We start from the raw sequence: 23,900 nt of genomic DNA, 5'->3' as shown, positions 1-23,900 counted from the left end.
ATGGTGCCCACGTTCACATGGGGCTTGGTACGTTCAAACTTACCCTTTGCCATTTTAGGTCTTTTGTCCTTCTAAGATAAAAGGTTGGATCGGAAGAAAACTTCTTTATTTTACTCCCGATCCGTATTTCACAATTACTTGGTCTTTTCAGCGATCACAGCGTCGGCCACGTTCTTCGGAGCTTCAGCGTAGTGATCGAATTCCATCGTGTACGTTGCACGACCCTGAGTGAGTGAGCGCAGCGTCGTGGAGTAACCGAACATTTCAGCCAGCGGCACTTCGCAGCGAACGGCCTTACCGCCGCCCGGCAGATCGTCCATACCCTGGATGACACCGCGGCGGGACGAAAGGTCGCCCATCACGTCGCCCATCTTTTCTTCCGGCGTTTCGACTTCGACCTTCATGATCGGTTCGAGCAGCACGGGGTTGGCCTTGCGCATACCGTCCTTGAATGCCATAGAGGCAGCCATACGGAAGGCGTTTTCGTTCGAGTCAACTTCGTGGTAGGAACCGAAGTGCAGCGTGACCTTGACGTCCACAACCGGGTAGCCAGCGAGCACACCGGCCTTGAGCGTGTCTTCCACACCCTTTTCGACGGCCGGGATGTATTCGCGCGGAACCACACCGCCCTTGATGGCGTCGACGAACTCGAAGCCCTTGCCCGGTTCCATCGGTTCGAGCTTGAGCACGACGTGACCGTACTGGCCACGGCCACCGGACTGCTTGGCAAACTTGCATTCGGCGTTTTCGACCACGGAGCGGATCGTTTCGCGGTAGGCCACCTGCGGACGACCGACGGTAGCTTCCACATTGAACTCACGACGCATACGGTCGACGAGAATTTCGAGGTGGAGTTCGCCCATACCGGAAATAATCGTCTGGCCGGATTCTTCGTCGGTACGCACGCGGAAGGAAGGATCTTCGCGAGCAAGACGGCCCAAGGCGAGAGCCATCTTTTCCTGGTCAGCCTTGGTCTTGGGTTCGACGGCCTGGCTGATCACAGGTTCCGGGAATTCCATGCGTTCGAGGATGATCGGCTGGGACACATCGCAGAGCGTGTCGCCCGTGGTCACGTCCTTCAGACCGACGGCAGCGGCGATATCGCCGGCTTCCGTTTCGGTGATTTCCTTACGTTCGTTGGCGTGCATCTGCAGCAAACGACCGATACGTTCCTTCTTATTCTTCACGGAGTTCAGAACGGTTTCGCCGGACTTAAGAACGCCGGAGTAGACGCGCAAGAAGGTGAGCTGGCCGACATACGGGTCGGTCATGATCTTGAAGGCGAGCGCGGAGAACGGAGCATTGTCGCTGGCTTCGCGGGTGACTTCGTTGTCGTTGAGGTCAAAGCCCGGAACCGGCGGAATGTCGACCGGAGACGGCAACAGTTCGATGACGCCGTCGAGCATACGCTGCACACCCTTGTTCTTGAAGGACGAGCCGCAGAACATCGGCTGCACTTCACCGGCGATCGTGCGGGCACGCAGACCCTTGACGATTTCGGCTTCGGTGAGTTCGCCTTCTTCGAGGTACTTGTTCATCAGCTCTTCGCTGGCTTCGGCAGCCGTTTCGACGAGCTTTTCACGCCATTCGTTGGCCGTATCGACGAGGTCGGCCGGGATGTCGATGTATTCGAACTTGGTGCCCTGGCTGGCTTCATCCCAAATGATGCCCTTCATCTTGATCAGGTCAACAACGCCCTTGAACTGGTCTTCGGCGCCGATCGGGATCACGACGGGGCAGGGATTGCCCTTCAGACGGGTCTTCATCTGGTCAACGACCTTGAAGAAGTTGGCGCCGGTACGGTCCATCTTGTTGACGAACGCGATGCGGGGCACCTTGTACTTGTTGGCCTGACGCCAAACGGTTTCGGACTGGGGCTGCACGCCGCCCACAGCGCAGTAAACCATCACAGCGCCGTCGAGCACGCGCATGGAGCGTTCGACTTCAACCGTGAAGTCCACGTGCCCCGGGGTGTCGATGATGTTCAGACGATGCGGCTGGAACTGCATGTCCATACCGCGCCAGAAGCAGGTCGTAGCGGCAGACGTAATCGTGATGCCGCGTTCCTGTTCCTGTTCCATCCAGTCCATGGTGGCGGCACCGTCGTGCACTTCGCCCAACTTGTGGTTGACGCCGGTAAAGAACAGGATGCGTTCGGTCGTCGTGGTCTTGCCCGCGTCGATGTGGGCAGAAATGCCGATATTGCGATAGCGCGAAATCGGGGTAGTACGAGCCATGACTTTTCTCTTCGTAAGTGAGGCGCTGCCGAAGCGGCAGCACCCTCATTGTTAATCGATGTATTAGAAGCGGAAGTGAGAGAAGGCCTTGTTGGCTTCAGCCATACGATGGACTTCGTCACGCTTCTTCATAGCGCCGCCGCGGCCTTCAGCAGCATCCAACAGCTCACCAGCCAAGCGTTGGGGCATGGACTTTTCGGAACGCGACTTGGCGCTTTCACGCAGCCAGCGCATTGCCAAAGCCATACGACGAACCGGACGCACTTCAACCGGCACCTGGTAGTTGGCACCACCGATACGGCGGCTCTTCACTTCCACGAGCGGACGGACGTTGTTGAGTGCGGTCTGGAACACTTCGAGAGCGTTCTTACCGGTCTTTTCTTCAATCTGCTGCAGCGCACCGTAGACGATGCGTTCGGCGACGGCCTTCTTGCCATCGAGCATGATCACGTTGATGAACTTGGAGATCTCAACGCTGCCGAACTTCGGATCCGGCAAAATTTCACGTTTGGGTACTTCGCGACGACGGGGCATTTTTTTCCTCTTTCGTTGTCTTCAGTCATTCAAATGCGGTCGAAAGTTTCTTAGTTGACCGCTTCACAATGCAGCACACATAAGGGCTGCGACTTACTCGGTCCTTTTAACAGCGGGACCGTCCGTACACGGCTGACAATCAGTCGCCGCGAATTACGCTGCCTTCGGGCGCTTGGCGCCGTACTTGGAACGAGCCTGCTTACGATCCTTGACGCCCTGGGTGTCAAGGGAACCGCGCACGATGTGGTAACGCACACCGGGCAAGTCCTTCACACGGCCGCCGCGGATGAGAACCACGGAGTGTTCCTGCAGGTTGTGGCCTTCGCCGCCGATGTAGGAAATCACTTCAAAGCCGTTGGTGAGACGCACCTTGGCAACCTTACGAAGAGCCGAGTTCGGCTTCTTCGGGGTGGTCGTGTAGACCTTGGTGCAAACGCCGCGCTTCTGCGGGCAGTTCTTAAGAGCAGGGCTCTTGCTCTTTTCGCGCGTAAGCTCACGAGGCTTGCGCACAAGCTGGTTAATAGTGGGCATATTGTCCGTTCTTCTTAAAAAGACCGACAGACGAATCCGCCGGTACAGTTGCTGGTGATAAAAGTCTTTTCACGATGAAAATGCACATCAGAAAGCGTCCTTTGCGAGCGCAAAAGACCCCCTCCGACGAACGCTTTCCCGGAAAAGGCTGTGATTTTCTCTTTTTTTTTGAATAATGTCAAGGGACTAGCTCCTTCGGACACCACTCCGGGCAGCGCCCATAACTCCCGACATTGAGCGCCTGGCCCATTACAATCCGACCTGTGCGCCGTCCGCGCCACTCATCACTCTTTATATTAGTGCCGACATGCTTTCCGACATTCTCGCCGCCCGCGTGGCTCAAACCTACGCTTCGAACGAATACCCGGTCTTACTTCATCAATACGGAACCTGGAAAAGCACTCGGCCTTTAGCCGGCCTGCGCATTCTCGACGCCACGCCTGTGTTTGAAAACACACTGGCCAAACACGCCGTGCTTCTTGCGGCCGGTGCCGAGCTTACCGTTGGCATCGACGATGTGATGCCGCGCAACAACGAAGTCGTGCGCTACCTGCGAGACACCGGTGTGCCCGTCATGGAACCCCGCGATATTGAAAGCCTTGAAGCGTTCGACCTCGTGCTCGACTGCGCGGCCGCCTTTGCCGAACTCAAGCCAAGCATCGGCTTTGTCGAACTCACCCGCTCTGGCGTGTCCAAATACGCAGGAAAAAACTGCCCCGTGTACGTTGCCGATTCCGGCCGCATCAAGCGCATTGAAACCTGTCTCGGCACCGGCGAAAGCTATTTCCGCGCCATGACTCAGCTCGGCCACGGTGACTGGCAAGGAAAATCCATCGTGATCTTCGGCAGCGGCAAAGTCGGCAGCGGTCTCATCACTTACGCGCACCGTTACGGCTGCCGCGTGACGGTCGTCACCCGCCCCAGCGACATTTCGGATCGCGTCCGCTCGCTCTGTGAAACCGTCATCGACGCTACCGACGGCATTGCCATTACCGAAGCCGTCAGCACTGCCGATCTGGTCGTCACCGCCACCGGCGTACCGGGCGCCGCCACCGCCTCGTGCCCCGCCGACGTCTTCAATCGCTCGAAGGCGCTTCTGGCCAACATGGGCGTCGAAGACGAATACGGTGCCGGCGTTCCCGCCGGACGCGTACTTGAAGCCAAACGTCCGCTCAACTTCATTCTTAAGGATCCGACGCTCATGAAGTACATCGACGCCACAATGGCACTACACAACGAAGGCGCCGTCATCCTTGCTTCGGGGAAAATGCCTTCGGGCCTCATCGAACCCGACAATGCCACGGAAGAGCGACTTTTGTCGATCTGCCGCAAAAACGGCACTATTTCCGACGAACTTGACTACATTTAAGTGCTCGTTCGCACCTTTTCGCTTATTTGACGCTATCTGCTTTTTATCTTTCTTTTATCATTCCGACTTCACCATGTCCACGCTTCTAATCCGCAACGTCCAGCTCGACGGCAACGTCACGAATATTCTCATTGAAGGCAACCGCTTCGCGAACCTCACCGCACCCGCCGACACCGTCGCCGACGAGACGTACGATGCTTCGGGTCTGGTGCTTGTGCCGAGCTTTTTCAATACGCACACACACGCCTCGATGACGCTGCTGCGCGGCTACGCCGATGATCTTCCCCTCTTTCCCTGGCTCAACGATCACATCTGGCCGTTTGAAGGCAAGATGCGTGCCGAAGACATTTACGCAGGCGCCAAACTTGCCACGCTGGAAATGATCCGCAGCGGCACGACCTGGTTCTGCGACATGTACTGGATGGCCGAAGAAACAGTGCGCGCCGTGGCCGAATCCGGCATTCGCGCCACCGTGGGCGTCACACTCATGGACCATCTGGGTGAAGCAGAAATCAAGCGACAGCTCGACTTCCTTGCCAACTGGAAGGATCCGACCAACGGCCGCATTTCGCTTGCCGTTGCACCGCATGCCGTATACACGGTAAGCGGCGAACTGTTGCAGCGCTGCGCCGAAGCGGCCAAAGCCAACGGTCAGACTCTGACGTTGCATGTGTCCGAAACAGAAAAAGAAGTGCAGGACTGCATTGAAGCTCACGGCATGAGTCCGGTGCGCTGGCTCGACCATCTCGGCGTGCTCAGCGACAACGTCATTGCCGCCCATGTTGTGCACATTGACGAAGAGGAAGCCGAGATCCTCAAGGAGCGCGGTGTTTGGATCGCGCACAATCCCTGCTCCAATATGAAGCTTTCCTCGGGCATTTTCGCAAGCGACATGCTGTTGAAAAAGGGCTGCCGCCTAACGCTCGGTACTGACGGAACAGCCTCCAACAACAATCTCGACATGCGCGAAGAGATGAAGTTTGCCGCTCTGCTCGCCAAGGTACGCTACACGAGCGAAACGCTTCCGGCCGGTGAGATTCTTCGTTGGGCCACCCGCAACGGCGCTCAGGCCGCGGGTCTTGACGCCGGCGTCATCCGCGAGGGTGCCCTTGCCGATGCCGTATTCCTTGACCTTGAAAACGAACGCCTCGTGCCCAACTTCAACCTCACGAGCAACTGGGTGTACTCCGCCGACACTCGTGCCGTGCGCAGCGTGCTGTGCGACGGCAAGTTCGTCATGAAGGACGGCATGGTAGAAGACGCACAGGAAACGATCGCCCGCGCCCGCCAAAGCGTCAAGGCGATTCTGAGTCGTTGATTCGTTGGAATTTTGGACTCTTTCCGAAGGCGGCTGTGTGCCGCCTTTTTCGTACCTGCGCTATCCTTTGAAACACCGCGAAGAGGAGACGCACCATGGCGATTTTGATCCGCAATGCCTACGTTTTCGCGCCGAAAGAACTCGGCGCAACCGATGTTTTGATGGTCGGCGAAAAGATTCTTGCTGTCGGCCCGAATCTTTCCGTCAGTTTGCCGGGCCTGAGCGTCATTGACGCCTCCGGTTTTCTCCTGGTCCCTGGCTTCGTAGATCCGCATGTCCACGTATTGGGCGGCGGAGGCGTTGGCGGCCCAATCACGCGCGCACCCGCCATCACTGCCGGCGAACTGATTCGTGCAGGTATCACTACCGTGGTGGGCGTCTTGGGCGCTGATGTGATGACGCGCAAGCTTCCCGATCTGCTTGCCAAGGTTCGTGAGCTCAACGCACTCGGACTTTCTGCCTGGATGTACACATCAAGCTTCCGCTATCCGCCGGTAACACTCTCTCAAAGCGTCGCTGACGACGTGGCTCTCGTCTCCGAAGTGCTCGGCGCCAAACTTGCCATGGGAGACGCCAACGGATCGTTCCCCTCAACCGAGGCCGTCTTGGGCTTGTTGTCTCAAATCCGACAGGCCGCCGTCACCGTCAAAAAGCAGGGCCTTTTGCACGTTCATTTGGGGGCGATCCCCAATCCGTTTGATATCTTCGAAGAAATCGCCGCAACGGGGTTCCCGATCGGCCGACATCTTCGCCCCACGCACTGCGCACGAACCGAGTTTCTCCTTAAGAGCGCCTGCGCTTATGCCATGCAAGAGTCGGATCGTTACATCGACATCACTACGGACGGCCCCTGCTATCTGGGGCACCCGGCCGCAGCCGTGAGCGCTGCCGTCTCCTGCGGCGTGCCGGTCGAGCAAATCACTCTCTCGTCCGACGGTCACGGCGTTGTGCCGCGGTTTGATGCCGACGGAAACATCGTCGGGCAAGCCGTGGGCGAAGTCGCCCGGAATCACGCCACCATGGTCGAACTCGTGCGTGACTACAATTTCCCGCTTTCGGCCGCATTGTCTTTGATCACCAGCAATGCCGCCGACAGTTTGGGTTTGTCCGATCAAGGTCGTCTTGAAATCGGCGCCTGCGCCAATGCCGTGCTTCTCAATCAAAACCTGCAGATCGTTGCAGTCGTCTCGCGCGGCCAAGTCGCTATGCACGGCGATACGCTTGCCGTCAAAGAACCGTTTAGTGAATAACTACTCACAAGTTACAGAAAACGCACGCCCCCGCTGAACCATCAAGGTTCAGGGCAGCGTGCGTTCATTTCTGACCGAACCCGCCCGACACAAAGCCGAGCGGGCCTCTTTAGCCGTTAGTCGTCGGCGCGCACCGTCTTGGGCTGGACGTGAGCCATGATCGGATCAAGTTCATCGTCCCAGCGCTCGATCTTGACCTGCGTCGAGTTGGCCACATTACCGCAGGACAGCTTCGACGAAGGAATATCGATGGTGAGCACATTGTCGCAGCCGTGCACGTCGAGCGTACCTTCTTCACCCGGCTCTTCCGGACTGTACCAACCGCCGTGATGGATCACCACGGTGTCGGGACGGATACGATCGGTGACGATTACGCCGGCGAGGACCGAACCGCGGCGGCTTGTGACTTTGGCAATGTCCCCCGACTTCAGACCAAGCTTCTTGGCGGCATCCGGATGCATCCACACCGGTTCGCGATCTTCGACGTTCGCAAACAGGTTCGAAGCCGTGCTGTCAAGCTGCGAGTGCAGACGATAGCGACTCTTGCTCGTCAACAAAGCAAACGGATACTCTTCGGCCATCTTGGCACCAAGCCATTCCGTCGGTTCCAGCCAGGTCGGATGAGCCGGGCAGTCGTCGTACTTGTAGCTTTCGATCTTCTTGGAGAAGATTTCGATCTTGCCCGATTCGGTGCCGAGCGGGTTGACGATCGGGTTGCGGCGGAAGTCGCCCAGATAGTTATAGCGGCGAGCATCCTGATCAACCGGGAAGAGCACATAGCCGCGAGCCCAGAATTCCTCAAACGAGGGCATTTCCAGACCGTTGACACGGGCTTCCTTGGCCGCGTTTTCATAGAAGCGACGGATCCAGCCCATTTCATCGAGTCCTTCGGTGAACTCTTTCTCAAAGCCCATCTTCTTGGACAGTTCGCGGTAGATCCAGAAGTCGGAGTGCGATTCGTACTGCGGTTCGATCGCCTGCTGCATAGCCACGTAGCCGAGGTTGGAGTATGAGCCGATGGAGGTAATGTCAACGCGTTCGAGAGAAGTGCAAGCCGGCAAAACAATGTCGGCAAAGCGTGCCGAAGCCGTCCACATCGTGTCGCACACGATCGTCGTTTCGGGACGCTTCCAAGCCTTGATCAGGCCATTGGTGTCTTCCTGCTGGGCAAAGGGGTTGCCGCCCGACCAGAAGACCAGACGGATGTCAGGATAAGTGATCTTTTTGCCGTTGTAGTCAATCGTCTTGCCGGGGTTGAGGAAGCAGTCGGTAAAGCGAGCCAAAGGAATGGTCGCCAAAGATTCGCCGACCCAAGACAGACCTTCGCTGCCGCCCTTCGGGTTGGCGGAAATGCCGCCCAGTGCGGGAGCCATCGAAGTGGCCGCACCGCCGTTGGAGTAGTGATAGCTAAAGCCGAAGCCACCGCCGGGCTGGCCGATGTGGCCGCACATAGCAGCAAGCACCACCATCATCCAATGAACCTGTTCGCCGTGCTGAGCACGCTGGATACCCCAGCCACCCATCAGCATGGAGCGCTTTTCGCGCATCAGGTGAGCCAGGCTCTTGATAGCGTCAGCCTTTACGTCGCAAATCTTTTCTGCCCATTCGGGGGTCTTCGCCACGCCATCGGTCTTGCCGAGCACATAGGCGATGAACTTGTCGTAACCCACGGTGTACTTGCGGATGAATTCGCGATCCACCTTACCGGAAGTCTCGAGTTCATACGCCATACCGAGCATCATGGCAACGTCGGTACCGGGCTTCGGAGCGATCCACTGGCAATTCTTGCCGAAGTATTCGGCTGCGTCAGGCTTGAGCGGGTTGATGGCAATCACGGGTACGCCGGCCTTCTTCACCATTTCCATGCCTTCGGCGTTTTCATGGATGGTCGTCACCCAGTCGATGTCGTTGGTGACCGTCGGATCGGCACCCCACATCACAAGGAGTTCACATTTTTCTGCGAGCACTTCCCAAGCCGTCTGCTGTTCGTAAACGCCGTTGGAGCCGATCACATAGGGCAAGATCACCTGTGCGCAACCCGTGGAGTAGTCGCCGTAGTGGCCGGTAAAGCCGCCGTTGAGATTGAGCACACGCTGCATCAGGTTGCGGGCCGAACCCAGATTGCCGGCACTCATCCAACCGTAGCTGCCGCCGTAGATCGACACGGGACCGTACTTTTCTCGGACACGCTTGAGTTCGGAGGCAACGAGTTCCAGAGCCTTGTCCCAGGTGACGCGCACGAAGGGTTCGGAGCCGCGGCCCTTGCCGCCAGCCTTATAGCCCTTTTCCAGATAACTCTTGCGAACCATCGGGTAGCGGATGCGAGCGGCGTTGTACGGCTGCTGTGCGAGCGCCTGCAGCTGCAGCGACGGAGCCTTGTCGAATTCGACCGGTTCGAGTCGTTCGATCTTGCCGCCCTTGACGTGAACGCGGTACACGCCCCAATGAGAAGCGTTCATCACTTCGGCGTCGTTCAAAACGGATTTGCCGAGATCAAACGTACGAGAAAGCTTGAGTTCGTTCTGGCCCTTTAAAACAGGGCCGGCCACCACGCCGCCCTTGTACTTTTTTACGGCTGTCTTGGCGGCTTCTTTGGCTGCGGGAGCGGCGCCCGCTGCGGGAACAGCGGCGGCCACGGTGGCTGCGCCGGCTACTTTAAACAAATCACGACGGTTGAGCATGTGTCTTCTCATCCTAGATTATTTTTCCCCCGGGTCGTTTCGGCGACGCGCTGAGGCACGAAGCCATCGGGGAATTCAGTGTTGATCGGTGCCTTGTTGTGTTCTGCTTTTTGGTTTATTTCTTAGCGTGAGCCTGCAGATACTTGAACATCACGGCATTGGCGCCGGCGCGCGTGTGGCCCGTACGACCGCCCTTGGCAGGCAGTACGCTGGCCCACTGGTTGGCCGTGAAGTGATCGGCCTTGGGAGCGGCGTGGCACATTGAGCAGGCTTCGGCGTGGCGGGACTTACCTTGCTGCCAGAGCTTGTTGAGGTTGTTCGTGAGTTTGGCGCTCTGCACCCAACCTTCGGCAGTGGCCTTTACCCACTTGTTTTCCTGAACGACCTTTTCACCGGCCTTGGGATTGGTCTTGACGGCGCTTTCTTCGTCAAAGGAGCCGTATTCGATACGAACACCGGGTTCGGCAAAAATCATGGAGGGATATTCTGCAAGCGTCCAGCCCGAAATGCGGACGTAGGACAGATTGCCTTGCTTTTTGAGAACAGTCACGGGAACGGCGGCTCCGATCTTTCCAAGGTAGCTACCCTTGGTCGTCTTATTGAAGTCAAGCACGCCCGTCGTATAGAGGGTGGCAGCCGAGGCCGCGCCAGCCATGGCCAGAAGCGCTGCAGCTGTCATCAGCTTTTTGATCATGTCAGCTCTCTTCTTATCAAATTGTCTGTCCATCCCGCCGATTGGCAAATCGGCGAGACGCATCCTCCGGCAATCTAGCGCGCTCAACGTCAAAAGCAGGTCTCAAAACATTAGAGTTATCTCTCGATACGGACAAAAAGAATAACGGGAAGCCTTTGATTGAGAGCTGCTAGCACATGATTTTTAAATCAGGCAGAGAGACGCCCCGCAGGATCTCCCTCCCGATCGCCCCGTCTCTCATCCGATTCCTGTGCAACGGGGTAGCGCTTTGCTGCCGGCTTTCTTCATCAGTTCGTTACCTCCCTGACTCTGCAGAGTCGCGGGATCTTCCCTTGAACTGGCGATCAGTGGACTTTCACCACACAGACACACGAGCGCTGTTGGGCGCACAACAAAAAAGGCTCTTTTCCGTCAGAAACTCGGGTTTCTTGGAAAAGAGCCTTTGTCGGGAGCCTCGAAGCTCCCGCACAGTCACGGCTTATTCGCCCTTCTTGGCGTCCGAATCGTCTTCAGCCCAGCGGGAGAAGAGTTCTTCAGCGGCGCGGCGGGCAGCCGACAGACCCTGAGAGTTGCCGGACGCTTCGCTGTCGAAAGCGAATTCGTCGCGAATCTTCTCGGCCTCGGCCTTGGTGTCCATGCCTTCGAAGAATTCTTCGGCAGCCAAACGAGCCTCGGACGGTTCCTGCGCCTGAGCCAGACGCTGTTCCATCACTTCCTTCTCGCGGCGGGCCTTGTGATAGGCAAGGCCGGTACCGGCAGGAATCAGGCGACCGACGATGACGTTTTCCTTCAGGCCGCGCAGATCGTCGCGCTTGCCCATGATGGCAGCCTCGGTGAGCACGCGGGTGGTTTCCTGGAAGGAAGCCGCCGAGATGAAGGAGTCGGTCGACAACGAAGCCTTCGTGATACCGAGCAGCACGTTCTGGTACGTGGCAGGCGTGCCGCCTTCGGCCTTGACGCGATCGTTTTCGTCGAGCATTTCGCTGCGTTCGACCTGTTCGCCCGGGATGAAGTGCGTATCGCCCGCATCCACGATCTGCACACGGCGAAGCATCTGACGAACAATCACTTCGATGTGCTTGTCGTTGATCTTCACACCCTGCAGACGGTACACGTCCTGAACTTCGTCCACGATGTAGCGGGCCAAAGCTTCGATACCGAGCAGACGCAGGATGTCGTGCGGATCGGCCGGACCTTCCACGATTTCTTCACCGCGCTGAACCATCTGGCCGTCGTGCACGAGAATCTGCTTGTCCTTGGAGATCAGGCATTCGTGCTCGTTGCCGTTCAGATCGGTAATGATCAGACGCTGCTTGCCCTTGGTTTCCTTACCGAACGTAACCGTACCGGTTTCCTCGGCGAGCATGCCGGCATCCTTCGGGCTGCGGGCTTCAAAGAGCTCGGCCACACGCGGCAGACCACCGGTAATGTCGCGGGTCTTCTGGCTTTCGCGCGGGATACGGGCAAGAATTTCGCCTTCGTGAATCTTCTGACCGTCGCGCACCACGATAATGGCGTTGACGGGCAGCTGGATCGTCACGGTGTGATCCGTACCCGGGATCTTGACGTCGTTGCCGTTTTCGTCGACGAGGTGCACCACCGGACGCATCACGTTGGCGGCAGTCGTCTTCGTGCCCTTGCTCTTGGAACCGGCGGCGGAGCGCTTCGGGTCGATGACGACCATTGAGCTCAAGCCCGTGACTTCGTCGACCTGGTTCATCACGGTCACGTTTTCGACCACGTTTTCGAAGCGAACGGTACCGGCGTATTCGGACACGATCGGCAGCGTCATCGGATCGAACGTCGCGAGCTGCTGGCCGGCCTTGACCTCACTGCCGAGGCTGCACAGAAGCGTGGCACCGTACGGAACCTTGTGGCGTTCGCGTTCGCGCCCGGACTGAGCGTCGTTGATGACGATTTCGCCGGAACGGGAAATCACGACGAGCTCGCCGTTGCCGTTGGTCACATAACGCATGGCGTCGGTGAAGGCCACCAAACCGGAGTTCTTGGCTTCCACGCTGCTTGCCACGGCGGCACGCGAAGCGGCACCACCGATGTGGAACGTACGCATGGTGAGCTGGGTACCCGGTTCACCGATGGACTGAGCGGCGATCACGCCGACGGCTTCACCGGCGTTGACGAGCGTACCGCGGCCGAGGTCGCGGCCGTAGCACTTGGCGCACAGGCCGTAGCGGGTTTCGCAGGTAAGCGGCGTACGCACCTTGACCACATCAATGCCTTCGGCATCAATCTTGTCGCAAATGTTTTCGTCGATGAGCGTACCGCGAGGCACAACCACGTTGTGCTGCATGTCGTAGACGTCTTCGGCGGTCACGCGGCCGAGGATTCGATCGCGCAGGGCCTGAATGACTTCACCGCCTTCCACGAGAGCGCGCATTTCAACGCCGTTGGTCGTGCCGCAATCGTCTTCAAGAACCACCAAGTCCTGCGTCACGTCGACGAGACGACGGGTCAGGTAACCGGAGTTAGCGGTCTTCAGAGCCGTATCGGCCAGACCCTTACGGGCACCGTGGGTCGACACGAAGTACTGCAGAACGTTCAAACCTTCGCGGAAGTTCGAGGTAATCGGCGTTTCAATAATCGAGCCGTCGGGCTTGGCCATCAGACCACGCATACCGGCAACCTGACGAATCTGAGCTGCCGAACCGCGAGCACCGGAGTCAGCCATCATGTAGATGGAGTTGAACGATTCCTGGCTCACCTTTTCACCGTGGCGGTTGACGACGGGTTCGCTCGAGAGCTCCTTCATCATCACCTTGCCGACTTCGTCAGCCGTACGACCCCAGATGTCGATCACCTTGTTGTAGCGTTCGCCCTTGGTCACGAGACCGGAGGTGTACTGCTCTTCGATCGCCTTGACTTCGTTTTCGGCGGCGCTCACGAGCTCGAACTTCTTCTGCGGCACGGACATGTCGCCGATGCAGATCGAGATGCCGGCGCGGGTAGCCAGACGATAGCCGTTATCCTTGAGCTTGTCGGCGAAGATCACCGTCGCACGCAGACCGCAGCGGCGGTAGCACACGTTGATCAGACGAGCGATTTCCTTCTTCTTGAGCGTGCGGTTGAGTTCGGCAAAACTCATGCCCTGGGGCAGGATTTCCGACAAAAGCGCACGGCCGACAGTCGTTTCGTAACGTTTGACGACCGGGCGGAATTCGTCGCTGCCTTCCACCTTTTCGTATTCGCGGATGCGAACCGTGCAACGCGTCTGCAGAGCAACCTGACCGGCGTCCAAAGCACGCTGCACTTCAGCCGTATCGGCAAAGAAGATGCCTTCGCCCGGCGCATTGATGCGTTCACGGGTGGCGTAGTACAGGCCGAGCACCATGTCCTGAGACGGCACGATGGACGGATCGCCGTTGGCCGGGAAGAGCACGTTGTTCGACGAGAGCATCAAGCAACGAGCTTCGAGCTGGGCTTCAAGCGACAGCGGGACGTGCACAGCCATCTGGTCACCGTCGAAGTCGGCGTTGAAAGCCGCGCAAACGAGCGGGTGCAGCTGGATGGCCTTGCCTTCGATCAGCTTCGGCTCAAAGGCCTGAATGCCGAGACGGTGCAGCGTCGGTGCACGGTTGAGCATCACGGGATGCTCGTAAATCACTTCTTCCAGGATGTCCCAAACGACGGGTTCCTGGTTATCCACCATCTTCTTGGCGCTCTTGATCGTGGTCGCCAGACCGCGCTGTTCGAGCTTATTGAAGATGAAGGGCTTGAAGAGTTCCAGCGCCATCAGCTTGGGCAGACCGCACTGATGCAAACGCAGTTCCGGACCCACCGTAATCACGGAACGGCCGGAGTAGTCGACGCGCTTGCCGAGCAGGTTCTGACGGAAGCGGCCGGACTTGCCCTTGATCATGTCGGCGAGCGACTTCAGCGGACGCTTGGACGGGCCGGTCATCGCCTTGCCGCGACGGCCGTTGTCGAGCAGACTGTCGACAGCTTCCTGCAGCATGCGCTTTTCGTTGCGCACGATGATGTCCGGCGCCTTGAGTTCAAGGAGCTTCTTCAGACGATTGTTGCGGTTGATGACGCGGCGATACAGATCGTTCAGATCGGAGGTCGCAAAGCGGCCGCCGTCGAGCGGCACCAGCGGACGCAGGTCGGGCGGAAGCACCGGAAGCACTTCCAGAATCATCCATTCGGGCTTGATGCCGGAGCGCTGGAAGCCTTCGAGCACCTTCAGGCGCTTGGCAAACTTCTTGATCTTGGCTTCCGAGGTCGTGCCCGAAAGTTCCTGACGCAGGTTGGCGACTTCCTGATCAATGTCAATGTTGTGCAGAAGCTCGCGGATGGCCTCGGCACCCATCATCGCCTTGAAGTCGTTGCCATACTCTTCGGTCTTGAGGATCAGTTCCTCTTCCGTGAGCAGCTGACCGCGTTCAAGCGGCGTGAGGCCGGGGTCGACCACGCAGTAGGCTTCGAAATAAAGCACGCGTTCGATGTCGCGCAGCGGAATGTCGAGCACCATTCCCATACGGGAGGGCAGGCTCTTTAAGAACCAGATGTGCGCAACGGGACTGGCCAGTTCGATGTGGCCCATGCGTTCGCGGCGCACCTTGGAGAGCGTCACTTCAACGCCGCACTTTTCGCAGACGACGCCGCGGTGCTTCAGGCGCTTGTACTTGCCGCACAAGCACTCGTAGTCCTTGATGGGCCCGAAGATCTTGGCGCAGAACAGGCCGTCGCGTTCGGGCTTGAAGGTACGGTAGTTAATCGTCTCCGGCTTCTTGACCTCGCCGAAAGACCACGAACGGATCTTCTCGGGAGAGGCGATGCCGATCTTAATGGCGTCGAAGTGTTCGTCAGCCATCGACTGACGGAACATGTCACGAATCAGATTCATGCTGGTTTATTCCTTCGAAGATTCCTCGTTTTTCACGAGATCAATGTCAATGCCGAGCGAACGGATTTCCTTGACGAGCACGTTGAACGATTCGGGCATGCCCGCATCGATCTTGTGTTCGCCGCCGACGATATTTTCATAGACCTTGGTACGGCCGTTGACGTCGTCGGACTTCACCGTCAGCATTTCCTGCAGCACGTAGCTCGCGCCGTAGGCTTCCAGAGCCCAGACTTCCATTTCGCCGAAACGCTGGCCGCCGAACTGAGCCTTACCGCCCAGAGGCTGCTGCGTGACGAGCGAGTACGGACCGGTCGAGCGAGCGTGCATCTTGTCGTCGACCAAGTGGTGCAGCTTCAGGAAGTGCATGAAGCCCACGGTCACCGGACGGTCGAATGCATCGCCCGTGCGGCCGTCGTAGAGCGTTGCCTGCGTCTTGGCGGGCGTGAGCTGCAGCTTCTTGGCTTCTTCATCCGGGAAGGCCAGGTCGAGCATCATGCGGATCTGTTCTTCGCTCGCGCCGTCGAACACGGGTGTTGCAAAGGGCATACCGTTGGAAAGGTTCTTCGCCAATTCCATCAGCTCTTCGTCGTTGAGGCTGTCGAGATCTTCCTTCTTACCAGTGCGGTTGTACACCTCGTTCAGGAAGGCGCGGATCTGAGAGGCCTGTTCGGTCTTGAGCATTTCGGCAATACGCCAGCCGATACCCTTGGCGGCCCAGCCCAGGTGCACTTCGAGAATCTGACCGATGTTCATACGGGACGGCACGCCGAGCGGGTTCAGGCAGATGTCGGCGGGACGACCGTCGGCCATGTACGGCATGTCTTCGATCGGGCAGATCTTGGAGACCACACCCTTGTTACCGTGACGGCCGGACATCTTGTCGCCGGGCTGCAGACGGCGCTTCTCGGCGATGAACACCTTGACCATCTTCAGAACGCCCGGAGGCAGCTCGTCGCCGCGATTGAGCTTGTCGCTCTTGCTGGCAAAGAGTTCCTTGTTTTCTTCGCGCTTGTCGTCGACCACCTTGCGGGCGAGATCGATGATCTTCTGATCTTCTTCGCTTTCCATGCGAATCTCGAAGAGGTCATAGCCCGTGATGGCGTGCAGCTGATCGGACGTGAGCGTCGTACCGGCCTGGATGCCGGCGGGACCGCCCGAAGCCACGCGGCCGACCAACTGGCGGCGCAGACGGGAGAAGACGTCGTCTTCAACGATGCGAAGAGCGTCCTTCAAGTCTTTTTCGTAGCGCTTGAGCTGTTCGTCGATAATCGAGCGAGCGCGCTTGTCCTTTTCCACGCCTTCACGCGTGAAGACCTGAACGTCGATCACGGTGCCGGCCATGCCGGAAGGCACGCGCAGGCTGGTGTCCTTAACATCGCTTGCCTTTTCGCCGAAGATCACGCGCAGAAGCTTTTCTTCCGGCGTGAGCTGGGTTTCGCCCTTGGGCGTGACCTTGCCGACGAGCACGTCACCGGCGGAAACTTCCGCACCGATGAACACGATGCCGGAGTCGTCGAGGCGGCTCAGCTGGTTTTCGGACAGGTTCGAGATGTCGCGAGTGATATCTTCAGGTCCGAGCTTGGTGTCGCGGGCCACCACATCAAGTTCTTCGATGTGAATCGAGGTGTAGCGGTCATCAGCAACCACGCGCTCGGAGATCAGCACCGAGTCTTCGTAGTTGTAGCCGTTCCACGGCATAAAGGCGATGAGCATGTTCTGACCGAGAGCGAGTTCGCCCATATCGGTCGAAGCACCGTCGGCGAGCACGTCGCCGGCGGCAATCACGTCGCCCTTCTTGACGATCGGACGCTGATTGAGCGTCGTCGAACCATTCGAGCGGGTGAACTTCTGCAACGTGTAGATGTCCACACCGACTTCACCGGCCACGCTTTCGTCGTCGTTCACACGAACCACGATACGGTTGGCGTCAACGTATTCGATCATGCCGCCGCGCTTGGCCTGCACCGTTGCCTTCGAGTCAACGGCCACCGTGCGTTCCACGCCGGTACCCACAACGGGCTTTTCCGGACGCAGGCAAGGCACGCCCTGACGCTGCATGTTCGAACCCATCAAAGCGCGGTTCGCGTCGTCGTGTTCCAAGAACGGAATGAGCGAAGCAGCCACGGACACGATCTGAGCAGGAGCCACGTCCATGTACTGAATGCGATCGGGCGAAGCCATGATGAATTCGCCGTTTTCACGGGCGCTCACGAGTTCGCCGATGAGCTTGCCGTTTTCATCCATTTCGGCGTTGGCCTGGGCAATCACATAGTTGCCTTCTTCGATGGCCGACAGATAGTGGATGTTTTCCTTGCCCTTGAGAGCAGCGCCGTTTTCCACCTTGCGATACGGCGTTTCGAGGAAGCCGTAGTCGTTAAGGCGGGCGTACAGAGCCAAAGAGTTGATCAGACCGATGTTCGGACCTTCAGGCGTTTCAATCGGGCAGACGCGGCCGTAGTGCGTGGCGTGCACGTCGCGCACTTCAAAGCCGGCGCGTTCGCGCGTCAGACCGCCCGGGCCGAGAGCCGAAATACGACGCTTGTGCGTGATTTCAGACAGCGGGTTGGTCTGATCCATGAACTGCGACAGCTGCGAAGAACCGAAGAACTCGCGGATGGCAGCCGAAATGGGCTTGGAATTGATCAGATCCTGCGGGGTAAGGCCGTCGCTTTCGGCAGAGCCGAGACGTTCGCGAACGGCGCGTTCCACGCGCACGAGACCGGAGCGGAACTGATTTTCCGTGAGTTCGCCCACGCAGCGCACGCGACGATTGCCCAAGTGGTCGATATCGTCGACGCCGTGGATTTCCACGGTGCGCTTGTTGCCTTCGGCATCGGTGAGAACCACGTCGTCGGCGCCGTTACGCAGAGCCACGAGGACCTGCATCGTGTCGATGATGTCTTCGTTGGTGAGCGTCATCGAGCCTTCGGGCGTGCCGCGGCCGAAGCGGGCGTTGACCTTCATGCGGCCGACGCGGGACAGATCGTAAGCTTCGGGATCGAAGAACAGGCGGTTAAAGAGCCCTTCGACGGCGTCTTCCGTGGGAGGTTCACCCGGACGCATCATGCGATAGATGGCGATACGGGCCGACATGGTGTCGGGCACGTCGTCCAGACGCAGCGTGTCGGAGATGTAGGAGCCGCGATCGAGTTCGTTCGTAAAGAGCGTTTCGATCTTGTGCACGTGCATCTCACGCAGAACGGCAAGCGTATCTGCAGTGATTTCGTCGTTGGCGTCGGCGATTTTTTCGCCGGTTTCCTGATTGTAGATGGCCTTGGCGAGCACGCGGCCGATCAGGAAGTCATCCGGAACGGCGACTTCCTTGATGCCGGCCTTTTCCATCAGGCGGACGTGACGAGCCGTGATGCGCTTGTCCTTGGCAACAATCGTATTGCCTTCCTTATCCTTGATTTCGAACTGAGCCGTTTCGCCCTGCAGACGCTGCGGGGTGAAGTGCAGGCTAGCCGACTTCTGAGTCAGACGGAAGGTGTCAAAGTCATAGAAGCGCTCGAGAATTTCTTCGGGCGTAAGACCAATGGCCTTGAGCAGAATCGTGCCGGGCATCTTGCGGCGACGGTCGACGCGGAAGTACACGATGTCCTTCGGGTCGAATTCAAAGTCAAGCCAGGAGCCGCGGTAGGGAATCACGCGAGCGCTGAAGAGCAGCTTACCCGAAGAGTGGGTCTTGCCCTTGTCGTGCTCGAAGAAGATACCGGGCGAACGATGCAGCTGGCTCACGATAACGCGTTCGGAGCCGTTGACAATAAAGGAAGCCTTTTCGGTCATGAGCGGAATTTCGCCCATGTAGACTTCGTTTTCACGGATTTCCTTGACCGTGCCGGGCTTGGCGGCGTCGCGGTCAAAAATTTCAAGCTGAATACGAGCGCGCAGCGCGGACGCATAAGTCAGACCGCGCAGTTGGCACTCGGCCACATCGAATTCAGGCTGCTCGAGTCTGTAGCTCAGAAACTTCAGGCGGGCGTAGCCATTGTGGCTGGTGATCGGGAAAATGGAAGTGAATGCCGACTGCAACCCGACATTTTTGCGGCTTTCGGGCTTGACATCGGCCTGCAGGAAGGCTTCGTAGCTGCGAAGCTGCGTTTCCAGCAAGGAGGGCACTTCAAGGACGCTCGGACGTGTGGCAAAACTCTTCCGAATACGCTTCTTTTCAGTGAACGAGTACGACATGAAGACTCCGTTCAAGGCGATGGGAGGAAATATGCTATGGGGTCAAAGAGGTTCGAAAAATCGCAGCCATTTTTTAAAGACGCCAAAAGCCGCCCGGGCTGCACGAATGCGTGCGCCCGTGCGGCTAGGGGCCGTCACGGTGACTTATTGATTATTTCGATCACTGGCTTTGACTTTGAGCTGGATCTGGGATTTTACCAGATCCACTTCAAAATCCCAAGCCCTCTTCCGATATCGAAATCGGGCTTGGAGCGCAGTCGGCAAAGCCGCCGTTGCAGGCGGCTTTGCGATGCTTGAAAGTCTGAAACTCAGATTACTTGAGTTCGACCTTAGCGCCGGCAGCTTCGAGCTTCTTCTTGAGGTCTTCAGCTTCAGCCTTGGCAGCGCCTTCCTTAACAGCCTTGGGAGCGCCTTCGACGAGGTCCTTGGCTTCCTTGAGGCCGAGGCCGGTGATTTCGCGAACAGCCTTAATCACGGCGATCTTGTTGGAACCAACGTCAGCGAGAACGACGTCGAATTCGGACTTTTCTTCAGCGGCCGGGGCAGCAGCACCACCAGCAGCCGGAGCAACTGCCACAGCGGCGGCAGCAGCGGAAACGCCGAACTTTTCTTCCATCATCTTGATGAGTTCGCTGATTTCGAGAACGGTCTTGGACGCGATCGCGTCGAGGATTTCTTCATTGGTCAGGGCCATTTTTGACTCCGTAACGTTGTGTAATGTTTAAAAATTGATTTCTGTTTAAAGCGGATTAGGCAGCAGCCTTCTCCTGGGCATCGCGGTAAGCAGCCACAGTGCGAACGAAGCGTGCGGGCACTTCGTTGAGGGTGCGGACGAACTTGGCGATCGGCTCGTTCATGGTGGCCATCAACTTGGCCAGGAGCTCTTCGCGGCTCGGCATCGAGGCGAGCTGTTCGACAGCAGCCACGTCCATGACGTAGTTGGCCATCGCACCGCCCTTGATGATGAGCTTGTCGTTCGTCTTGGCGAACGTAGCAAGAACCTTGGCAGCAGCAACCGGGTCGGCGGACAGGCTGTAGATGAGCGGTCCGACGAACTGGTCGGAGAGCCCTTCAAACGGCGTGCCGGCAACGGCGCGGCGAACCAACGTGTTCTTCACCACACGCAACTGCACACCCTGCTTGCGCGCATCGGCGCGAAGCTTGGTGATTGCTTCAACGGTCAGCCCACGGTATTCAGCGATGATGATGGCAGAGGACTGAGCAACGAGTTCGCTCATTTCTGCAATCACAGTCGCCTTGTCTTGACGATTAAGACCCATGGTCTGGCTCCACTCAGAGGTACGCATCGTTTTTGACAACGCGCACCGGTTCTTCAACTACCGGTTGAAAACCCTTCTGAGAGCAGTACGTGCAGTGCAAAAACCTTACACAACATACATCTCTCTTTGAGGTTTCACCGTCTGCGCCGGACATCTTGATTCGAAGCGCTCTCTTCTCTCAAGACAATTAAAGCGTCGGGACTTGCCCTCATCCTCCGGCGGTCTTTGACAGCGGCCTGTTTCAAACAGGCCACCCAAAGCCCTTGAGGCCTCACGACCTCAGTTGAAGCCGGGGAGTTGCCTCCTCGGCTTCAGGTGTTCTTTTATTGACTGCGCTTCCGATTAGAGCGAGGACAGGTCGACGCGAGCGCCGATACCCATCGTGGAGCTCACGGAGAGCTTGCGCAGATAGATGCCCTTCTGGCTGGCGGGCTTGAGCTTGTTGAGCTGCTCAACGAGCGCCTTGATGTTGGTCACGAGACGTTCGGTTTCGAAGGAAACGCGACCGACCGGGGCGTGAATGATACCGGCCTTGTCGGCGCGGAACTGGACCTGACCGGCCTTGGCGTTCTTAACAGCCTGGGCAACGTTCGGGGTCACAGTGCCAACCTTCGGGTTCGGCATCAGGCCGCGCGGGCCAAGGATCTGACCGAGCTGACCGACCACACGCATGGCGTCCGGCGAAGCGATCACAACGTCAAAGTCCATCTTGCCGGCCTTGACTTCGGCAGCGAGATCGTCGAAACCAACGATGTCGGCGCCGGCAGCCTTAGCGGCTTCAACATTGGCACCCTGCGTGAACACAGCCACGCGAACGGTCTTGCCCGTGCCTTCCGGCATCACGACGGCGCCGCGGATAGCCTGGTCAGACTTGCGGGGGTCAATGCCGAGCTGGATGGCCACGTCGACGGATTCGTCGAACTTGGCGTTGGCGCAGGCCTTCACAGCGTCAAGCGCTTCGTTCAGAGCGAAGGGCTTGGTGAGGTCGTACTTGCCGAGGAATTCCTTGCGGCGCTTGGAAATCTTAGCCATTATTACAGACCCTCCACCGTGATGCCCATGGAACGGGCGGAACCAGCGATCGTGCGAACCGCAGCGTCAAGATCAGCAGCCGTCAGATCGGGCTCCTTCATCTTGGCGATTTCTTCGGCCTGAGCACGGGTGATCTTGCCGACCTTGTCCGTGTGCGGACGTGCGGAGCCCTTCTGGATCTTCGCGGCCTTCTTGATCAGGATCGTAGCCGGCGGGGTCTTCATCACGAACGTGAAGGACTTGTCGGCGTAAGCGGTGATAACGCACGGAATCGGCAGACCGGGTTCCATACCCTGGGTCTTGGCGTTAAACGCCTTGCAGAATTCCATGATGTTCAGGCCGCGCTGACCGAGAGCCGGGCCGATTGGGGGCGAGGGATTGGCTTTGCCTGCAGGAACCTGCAGCTTGATAAAGCCGACGATTTTCTTAGCCATTTGAAATTAACTCCCTGGGTTCAAACGCACCTTCGAATGAGGGCGCTCCCCAGTAAAAATAAGAAACGAGGGCGCGATTATGCCAAAAAAATTTGAAATGTGCAAATTTCTTTAAAATCAACGCGTCCCGTAGAAAAATCAGATCTTTTCGACTTCGTTGAAGGCGAGCTCGACGCTCGTCTCGCGGCCGAAAATCGACACAAAGCAGCGCAGGCGGCTCTTGTCGTAAAGAATTTCTTCGACGCGGCCATTGAAGTCCTGGAAGGGGCCTTCCTTGATGCGGACGATTTCGCCGGGTTCGAACATGATCTTCGGACGTGCCTTTTCGGTACCAACGGACATGCGATCCTTGATGGCGGCGATTTCGGCGTCCGACAGCGGTACAGGATGGTTGTTGCCGAGGAACTCGATCACGCGGGGCGTGGAGTTCACCAAATGCCACGTCTCTTCGGTCATGACCATTTCAACGAAGACGTAGCCGGGATACATGCGGCGTTCGGTCTCGATCTTGCGGCCGTTGCGGGTTTCCTCGACCTTTTCAATCGGCAGGAGCACTTCGCCGAAAAGATCCTTGAGTTCGGAGCGGCCGATGCGTTCAATGATCGAGCGCTGCACGCTCTTTTCCATCGAGGAGTAGACGTGAACCGTATACCAGCGCATCTTCTGCGCGCCCGTTTCCTGAGCGGTTTCGGTACTCATTTCATTCTCCGTGCAAACGTTTACGCGCACATCGGGAATCCAGAGCCCCAAGTGCGCGCGCTGTCTGCTAAAAAGCGGTTCGTTCGGATCAGAAGCTCAACTGCAGGAGCCCGTCGTACAGACCCCATTCGATAAGCTTGTCGACAAGGAAGAGGTAGATGGCCACGGCAACCACGAAAGCCATGACGATGCCCGTCGTGTTGACCGTTTCTTTGCGCGTCGGCCAAACAACGCGACGAAGTTCTTCCCAAGATTCGCGGCAGAAGGCGATGAAGCGCTTGCCGGTGCTCGAGAAGGCCGCCACGATGACGGCGACAACCAAACCACCGAGCAACGCGCCGATGCGCACGCCCGTGCTCTGGTCGGTCAGAAAGGTAAAAGCAAAGAGGCCGGCGGCAGCGATCAGGACGGCAAGCGTCATCACAATCACGTCCAGAGCCTTGTTGCCCGAGCCTTGCTGAGGCTGTGCATTCTGAGTAGCCATTTCTTTGATATCCGTTGCGCGGCGCTCTTCTTTTGTTTTCCGAGCCTTTTCCCGCGCTTCCATTTACGCAGTTTTTTACAGACAGAAAGCCGCGGTCAATGATCGCGGCTTCTTGCTTCTGTCAGGTTGGCAGGGGCAGAAGGAATCGAACCCTCAACCTACGGTTTTGGAGACCGTCGCTCTGCCAATTGAGCTATACCCCTGTCCTGAAGGTTCATCCAATCGATGAACCTTTCAGAAGATCGATATTACTCGATGATCTTGGCAACGACGCCGGCGCCGACGGTGTGGCCGCCTTCACGAAT

The 23,900-nt window shown here is 57.9% G+C and carries 16 protein-coding genes and 1 tRNA gene; 3 read left to right on the top strand and 14 right to left on the bottom strand.

What is annotated here, in order from left to right:
* Window positions 1–134: 134 nt before the first annotated feature.
* From fusA to rpsL, 3 genes are all read right to left on the bottom strand, one after another.
* Window positions 135–2,237 (bottom strand): elongation factor G, encoded by a 2,103-nt coding sequence (gene fusA / locus DW133_RS09470; protein ID WP_118276415.1) that lies wholly within the window; start codon window positions 2,235–2,237, stop codon window positions 135–137.
* Between the two features lie 63 nt (window positions 2,238–2,300).
* Window positions 2,301–2,771, bottom strand: coding sequence for a 30S ribosomal protein S7 (rpsG, locus tag DW133_RS09465; RefSeq protein WP_118276414.1), 471 nt, complete (start codon window positions 2,769–2,771; stop codon window positions 2,301–2,303).
* Between the two features lie 153 nt (window positions 2,772–2,924).
* On the bottom strand, window positions 2,925–3,302 hold the full coding sequence (gene rpsL / locus DW133_RS09460) for a 30S ribosomal protein S12 (RefSeq protein WP_118276413.1): 378 nt from the start codon (window positions 3,300–3,302) through the stop codon (window positions 2,925–2,927).
* 307 nt (window positions 3,303–3,609) lie between these two features.
* Between rpsL and DW133_RS09455 the strand changes: the two genes are divergently transcribed.
* From DW133_RS09455 to DW133_RS09445, 3 genes are all read left to right on the top strand, one after another.
* Window positions 3,610–4,671, top strand: coding sequence for an NAD(P)-dependent oxidoreductase (locus DW133_RS09455; protein WP_118276412.1), 1,062 nt, complete (start codon window positions 3,610–3,612; stop codon window positions 4,669–4,671).
* 73 nt (window positions 4,672–4,744) lie between these two features.
* The gene (locus DW133_RS09450) at window positions 4,745–5,989 is read left to right on the top strand and encodes an amidohydrolase (RefSeq protein ID WP_158571186.1); all 1,245 of its coding nucleotides are present in this window, start codon (window positions 4,745–4,747) and stop codon (window positions 5,987–5,989) included.
* Window positions 5,990–6,084: 95 nt separating this feature from the next.
* Window positions 6,085–7,239 carry an amidohydrolase family protein gene (locus DW133_RS09445; RefSeq protein WP_118276410.1) on the top strand — a complete coding sequence of 385 codons (1,155 nt, stop codon included), beginning with the start codon at window positions 6,085–6,087 and terminating at the stop codon, window positions 7,237–7,239.
* A gap of 116 nt (window positions 7,240–7,355) precedes the next feature.
* Here DW133_RS09445 and DW133_RS09440 read toward each other — a convergent pair whose 3' ends face one another.
* From DW133_RS09440 to DW133_RS09390, 11 genes are all read right to left on the bottom strand, one after another.
* Window positions 7,356–9,920 (bottom strand): molybdopterin guanine dinucleotide-containing S/N-oxide reductase, encoded by a 2,565-nt coding sequence (locus tag DW133_RS09440; RefSeq protein WP_118276409.1) that lies wholly within the window; start codon window positions 9,918–9,920, stop codon window positions 7,356–7,358.
* Between the two features lie 115 nt (window positions 9,921–10,035).
* Window positions 10,036–10,614 (bottom strand): hypothetical protein, encoded by a 579-nt coding sequence (locus DW133_RS09435; protein WP_147408924.1) that lies wholly within the window; start codon window positions 10,612–10,614, stop codon window positions 10,036–10,038.
* Window positions 10,615–11,092: 478 nt separating this feature from the next.
* On the bottom strand, window positions 11,093–15,478 hold the full coding sequence (gene rpoC / locus DW133_RS09430) for a DNA-directed RNA polymerase subunit beta' (RefSeq protein WP_118276407.1): 4,386 nt from the start codon (window positions 15,476–15,478) through the stop codon (window positions 11,093–11,095).
* 6 nt (window positions 15,479–15,484) lie between these two features.
* Window positions 15,485–19,666 carry a DNA-directed RNA polymerase subunit beta gene (gene rpoB, locus DW133_RS09425; protein WP_118276406.1) on the bottom strand — a complete coding sequence of 1,394 codons (4,182 nt, stop codon included), beginning with the start codon at window positions 19,664–19,666 and terminating at the stop codon, window positions 15,485–15,487.
* Between the two features lie 313 nt (window positions 19,667–19,979).
* A complete protein-coding gene (gene rplL / locus DW133_RS09420; protein ID WP_118276405.1) occupies window positions 19,980–20,360 on the bottom strand; it encodes a 50S ribosomal protein L7/L12 in 381 nt (126 codons plus the stop codon).
* 55 nt (window positions 20,361–20,415) lie between these two features.
* Window positions 20,416–20,946, bottom strand: a complete 531-nt coding sequence (gene rplJ / locus DW133_RS09415) for a 50S ribosomal protein L10 (RefSeq protein WP_118276418.1) — start codon at window positions 20,944–20,946, stop codon at window positions 20,416–20,418.
* 342 nt (window positions 20,947–21,288) lie between these two features.
* A complete protein-coding gene (gene rplA / locus DW133_RS09410) occupies window positions 21,289–21,978 on the bottom strand; it encodes a 50S ribosomal protein L1 (RefSeq protein ID WP_118276404.1) in 690 nt (229 codons plus the stop codon).
* 2 nt (window positions 21,979–21,980) lie between these two features.
* Window positions 21,981–22,412, bottom strand: coding sequence for a 50S ribosomal protein L11 (gene rplK, locus DW133_RS09405; RefSeq protein WP_118276403.1), 432 nt, complete (start codon window positions 22,410–22,412; stop codon window positions 21,981–21,983).
* A gap of 138 nt (window positions 22,413–22,550) precedes the next feature.
* Window positions 22,551–23,111: a transcription termination/antitermination protein NusG gene (gene nusG / locus DW133_RS09400; protein WP_118276417.1), complete on the bottom strand. Its 561-nt coding sequence runs from the start codon at window positions 23,109–23,111 to the stop codon at window positions 22,551–22,553.
* An 88-nt stretch (window positions 23,112–23,199) separates the two neighbouring features.
* The gene (secE, locus tag DW133_RS09395) at window positions 23,200–23,595 is read right to left on the bottom strand and encodes a preprotein translocase subunit SecE (protein WP_118276416.1); all 396 of its coding nucleotides are present in this window, start codon (window positions 23,593–23,595) and stop codon (window positions 23,200–23,202) included.
* A 127-nt stretch (window positions 23,596–23,722) separates the two neighbouring features.
* A tRNA-Trp gene (locus DW133_RS09390) sits at window positions 23,723–23,798 on the bottom strand.
* Window positions 23,799–23,900 lie beyond the last annotated feature (102 nt).

The organism is Sutterella sp. AM11-39 (assembly GCF_003472385.1).
Lineage (GTDB): Bacteria > Pseudomonadota > Gammaproteobacteria > Burkholderiales > Burkholderiaceae_F > Duodenibacillus > Duodenibacillus intestinigallinarum.
The sequence above is the reverse complement of the archived record's forward strand: the minus strand, read 5'-3'. Positions and strand labels throughout refer to the sequence as shown.

What these genes read in the sequence shown, in the direction of transcription:
- fusA (WP_118276415.1), bottom strand. Translation starts at nt 2,237, where the DNA reads ATGGCTCGTACTACCCCGATTTCGCGCTATCGCAATATCGGCATTTCT.
- rpsG (WP_118276414.1), bottom strand. Translation starts at nt 2,771, where the DNA reads ATGCCCCGTCGTCGCGAAGTACCCAAACGTGAAATTTTGCCGGATCCG.
- rpsL (WP_118276413.1), bottom strand. Translation starts at nt 3,302, where the DNA reads ATGCCCACTATTAACCAGCTTGTGCGCAAGCCTCGTGAGCTTACGCGC.
- DW133_RS09455 (WP_118276412.1), top strand. Translation starts at nt 3,610, where the DNA reads ATGCTTTCCGACATTCTCGCCGCCCGCGTGGCTCAAACCTACGCTTCG.
- DW133_RS09450 (WP_158571186.1), top strand. Translation starts at nt 4,745, where the DNA reads ATGTCCACGCTTCTAATCCGCAACGTCCAGCTCGACGGCAACGTCACG.
- DW133_RS09445 (WP_118276410.1), top strand. Translation starts at nt 6,085, where the DNA reads ATGGCGATTTTGATCCGCAATGCCTACGTTTTCGCGCCGAAAGAACTC.
- DW133_RS09440 (WP_118276409.1), bottom strand. Translation starts at nt 9,920, where the DNA reads ATGCTCAACCGTCGTGATTTGTTTAAAGTAGCCGGCGCAGCCACCGTG.
- DW133_RS09435 (WP_147408924.1), bottom strand. Translation starts at nt 10,614, where the DNA reads ATGATCAAAAAGCTGATGACAGCTGCAGCGCTTCTGGCCATGGCTGGC.
- rpoC (WP_118276407.1), bottom strand. Translation starts at nt 15,478, where the DNA reads ATGAATCTGATTCGTGACATGTTCCGTCAGTCGATGGCTGACGAACAC.
- rpoB (WP_118276406.1), bottom strand. Translation starts at nt 19,666, where the DNA reads ATGTCGTACTCGTTCACTGAAAAGAAGCGTATTCGGAAGAGTTTTGCC.
- rplL (WP_118276405.1), bottom strand. Translation starts at nt 20,360, where the DNA reads ATGGCCCTGACCAATGAAGAAATCCTCGACGCGATCGCGTCCAAGACC.
- rplJ (WP_118276418.1), bottom strand. Translation starts at nt 20,946, where the DNA reads ATGGGTCTTAATCGTCAAGACAAGGCGACTGTGATTGCAGAAATGAGC.
- rplA (WP_118276404.1), bottom strand. Translation starts at nt 21,978, where the DNA reads ATGGCTAAGATTTCCAAGCGCCGCAAGGAATTCCTCGGCAAGTACGAC.
- rplK (WP_118276403.1), bottom strand. Translation starts at nt 22,412, where the DNA reads ATGGCTAAGAAAATCGTCGGCTTTATCAAGCTGCAGGTTCCTGCAGGC.
- nusG (WP_118276417.1), bottom strand. Translation starts at nt 23,111, where the DNA reads ATGAGTACCGAAACCGCTCAGGAAACGGGCGCGCAGAAGATGCGCTGG.
- secE (WP_118276416.1), bottom strand. Translation starts at nt 23,595, where the DNA reads ATGGCTACTCAGAATGCACAGCCTCAGCAAGGCTCGGGCAACAAGGCT.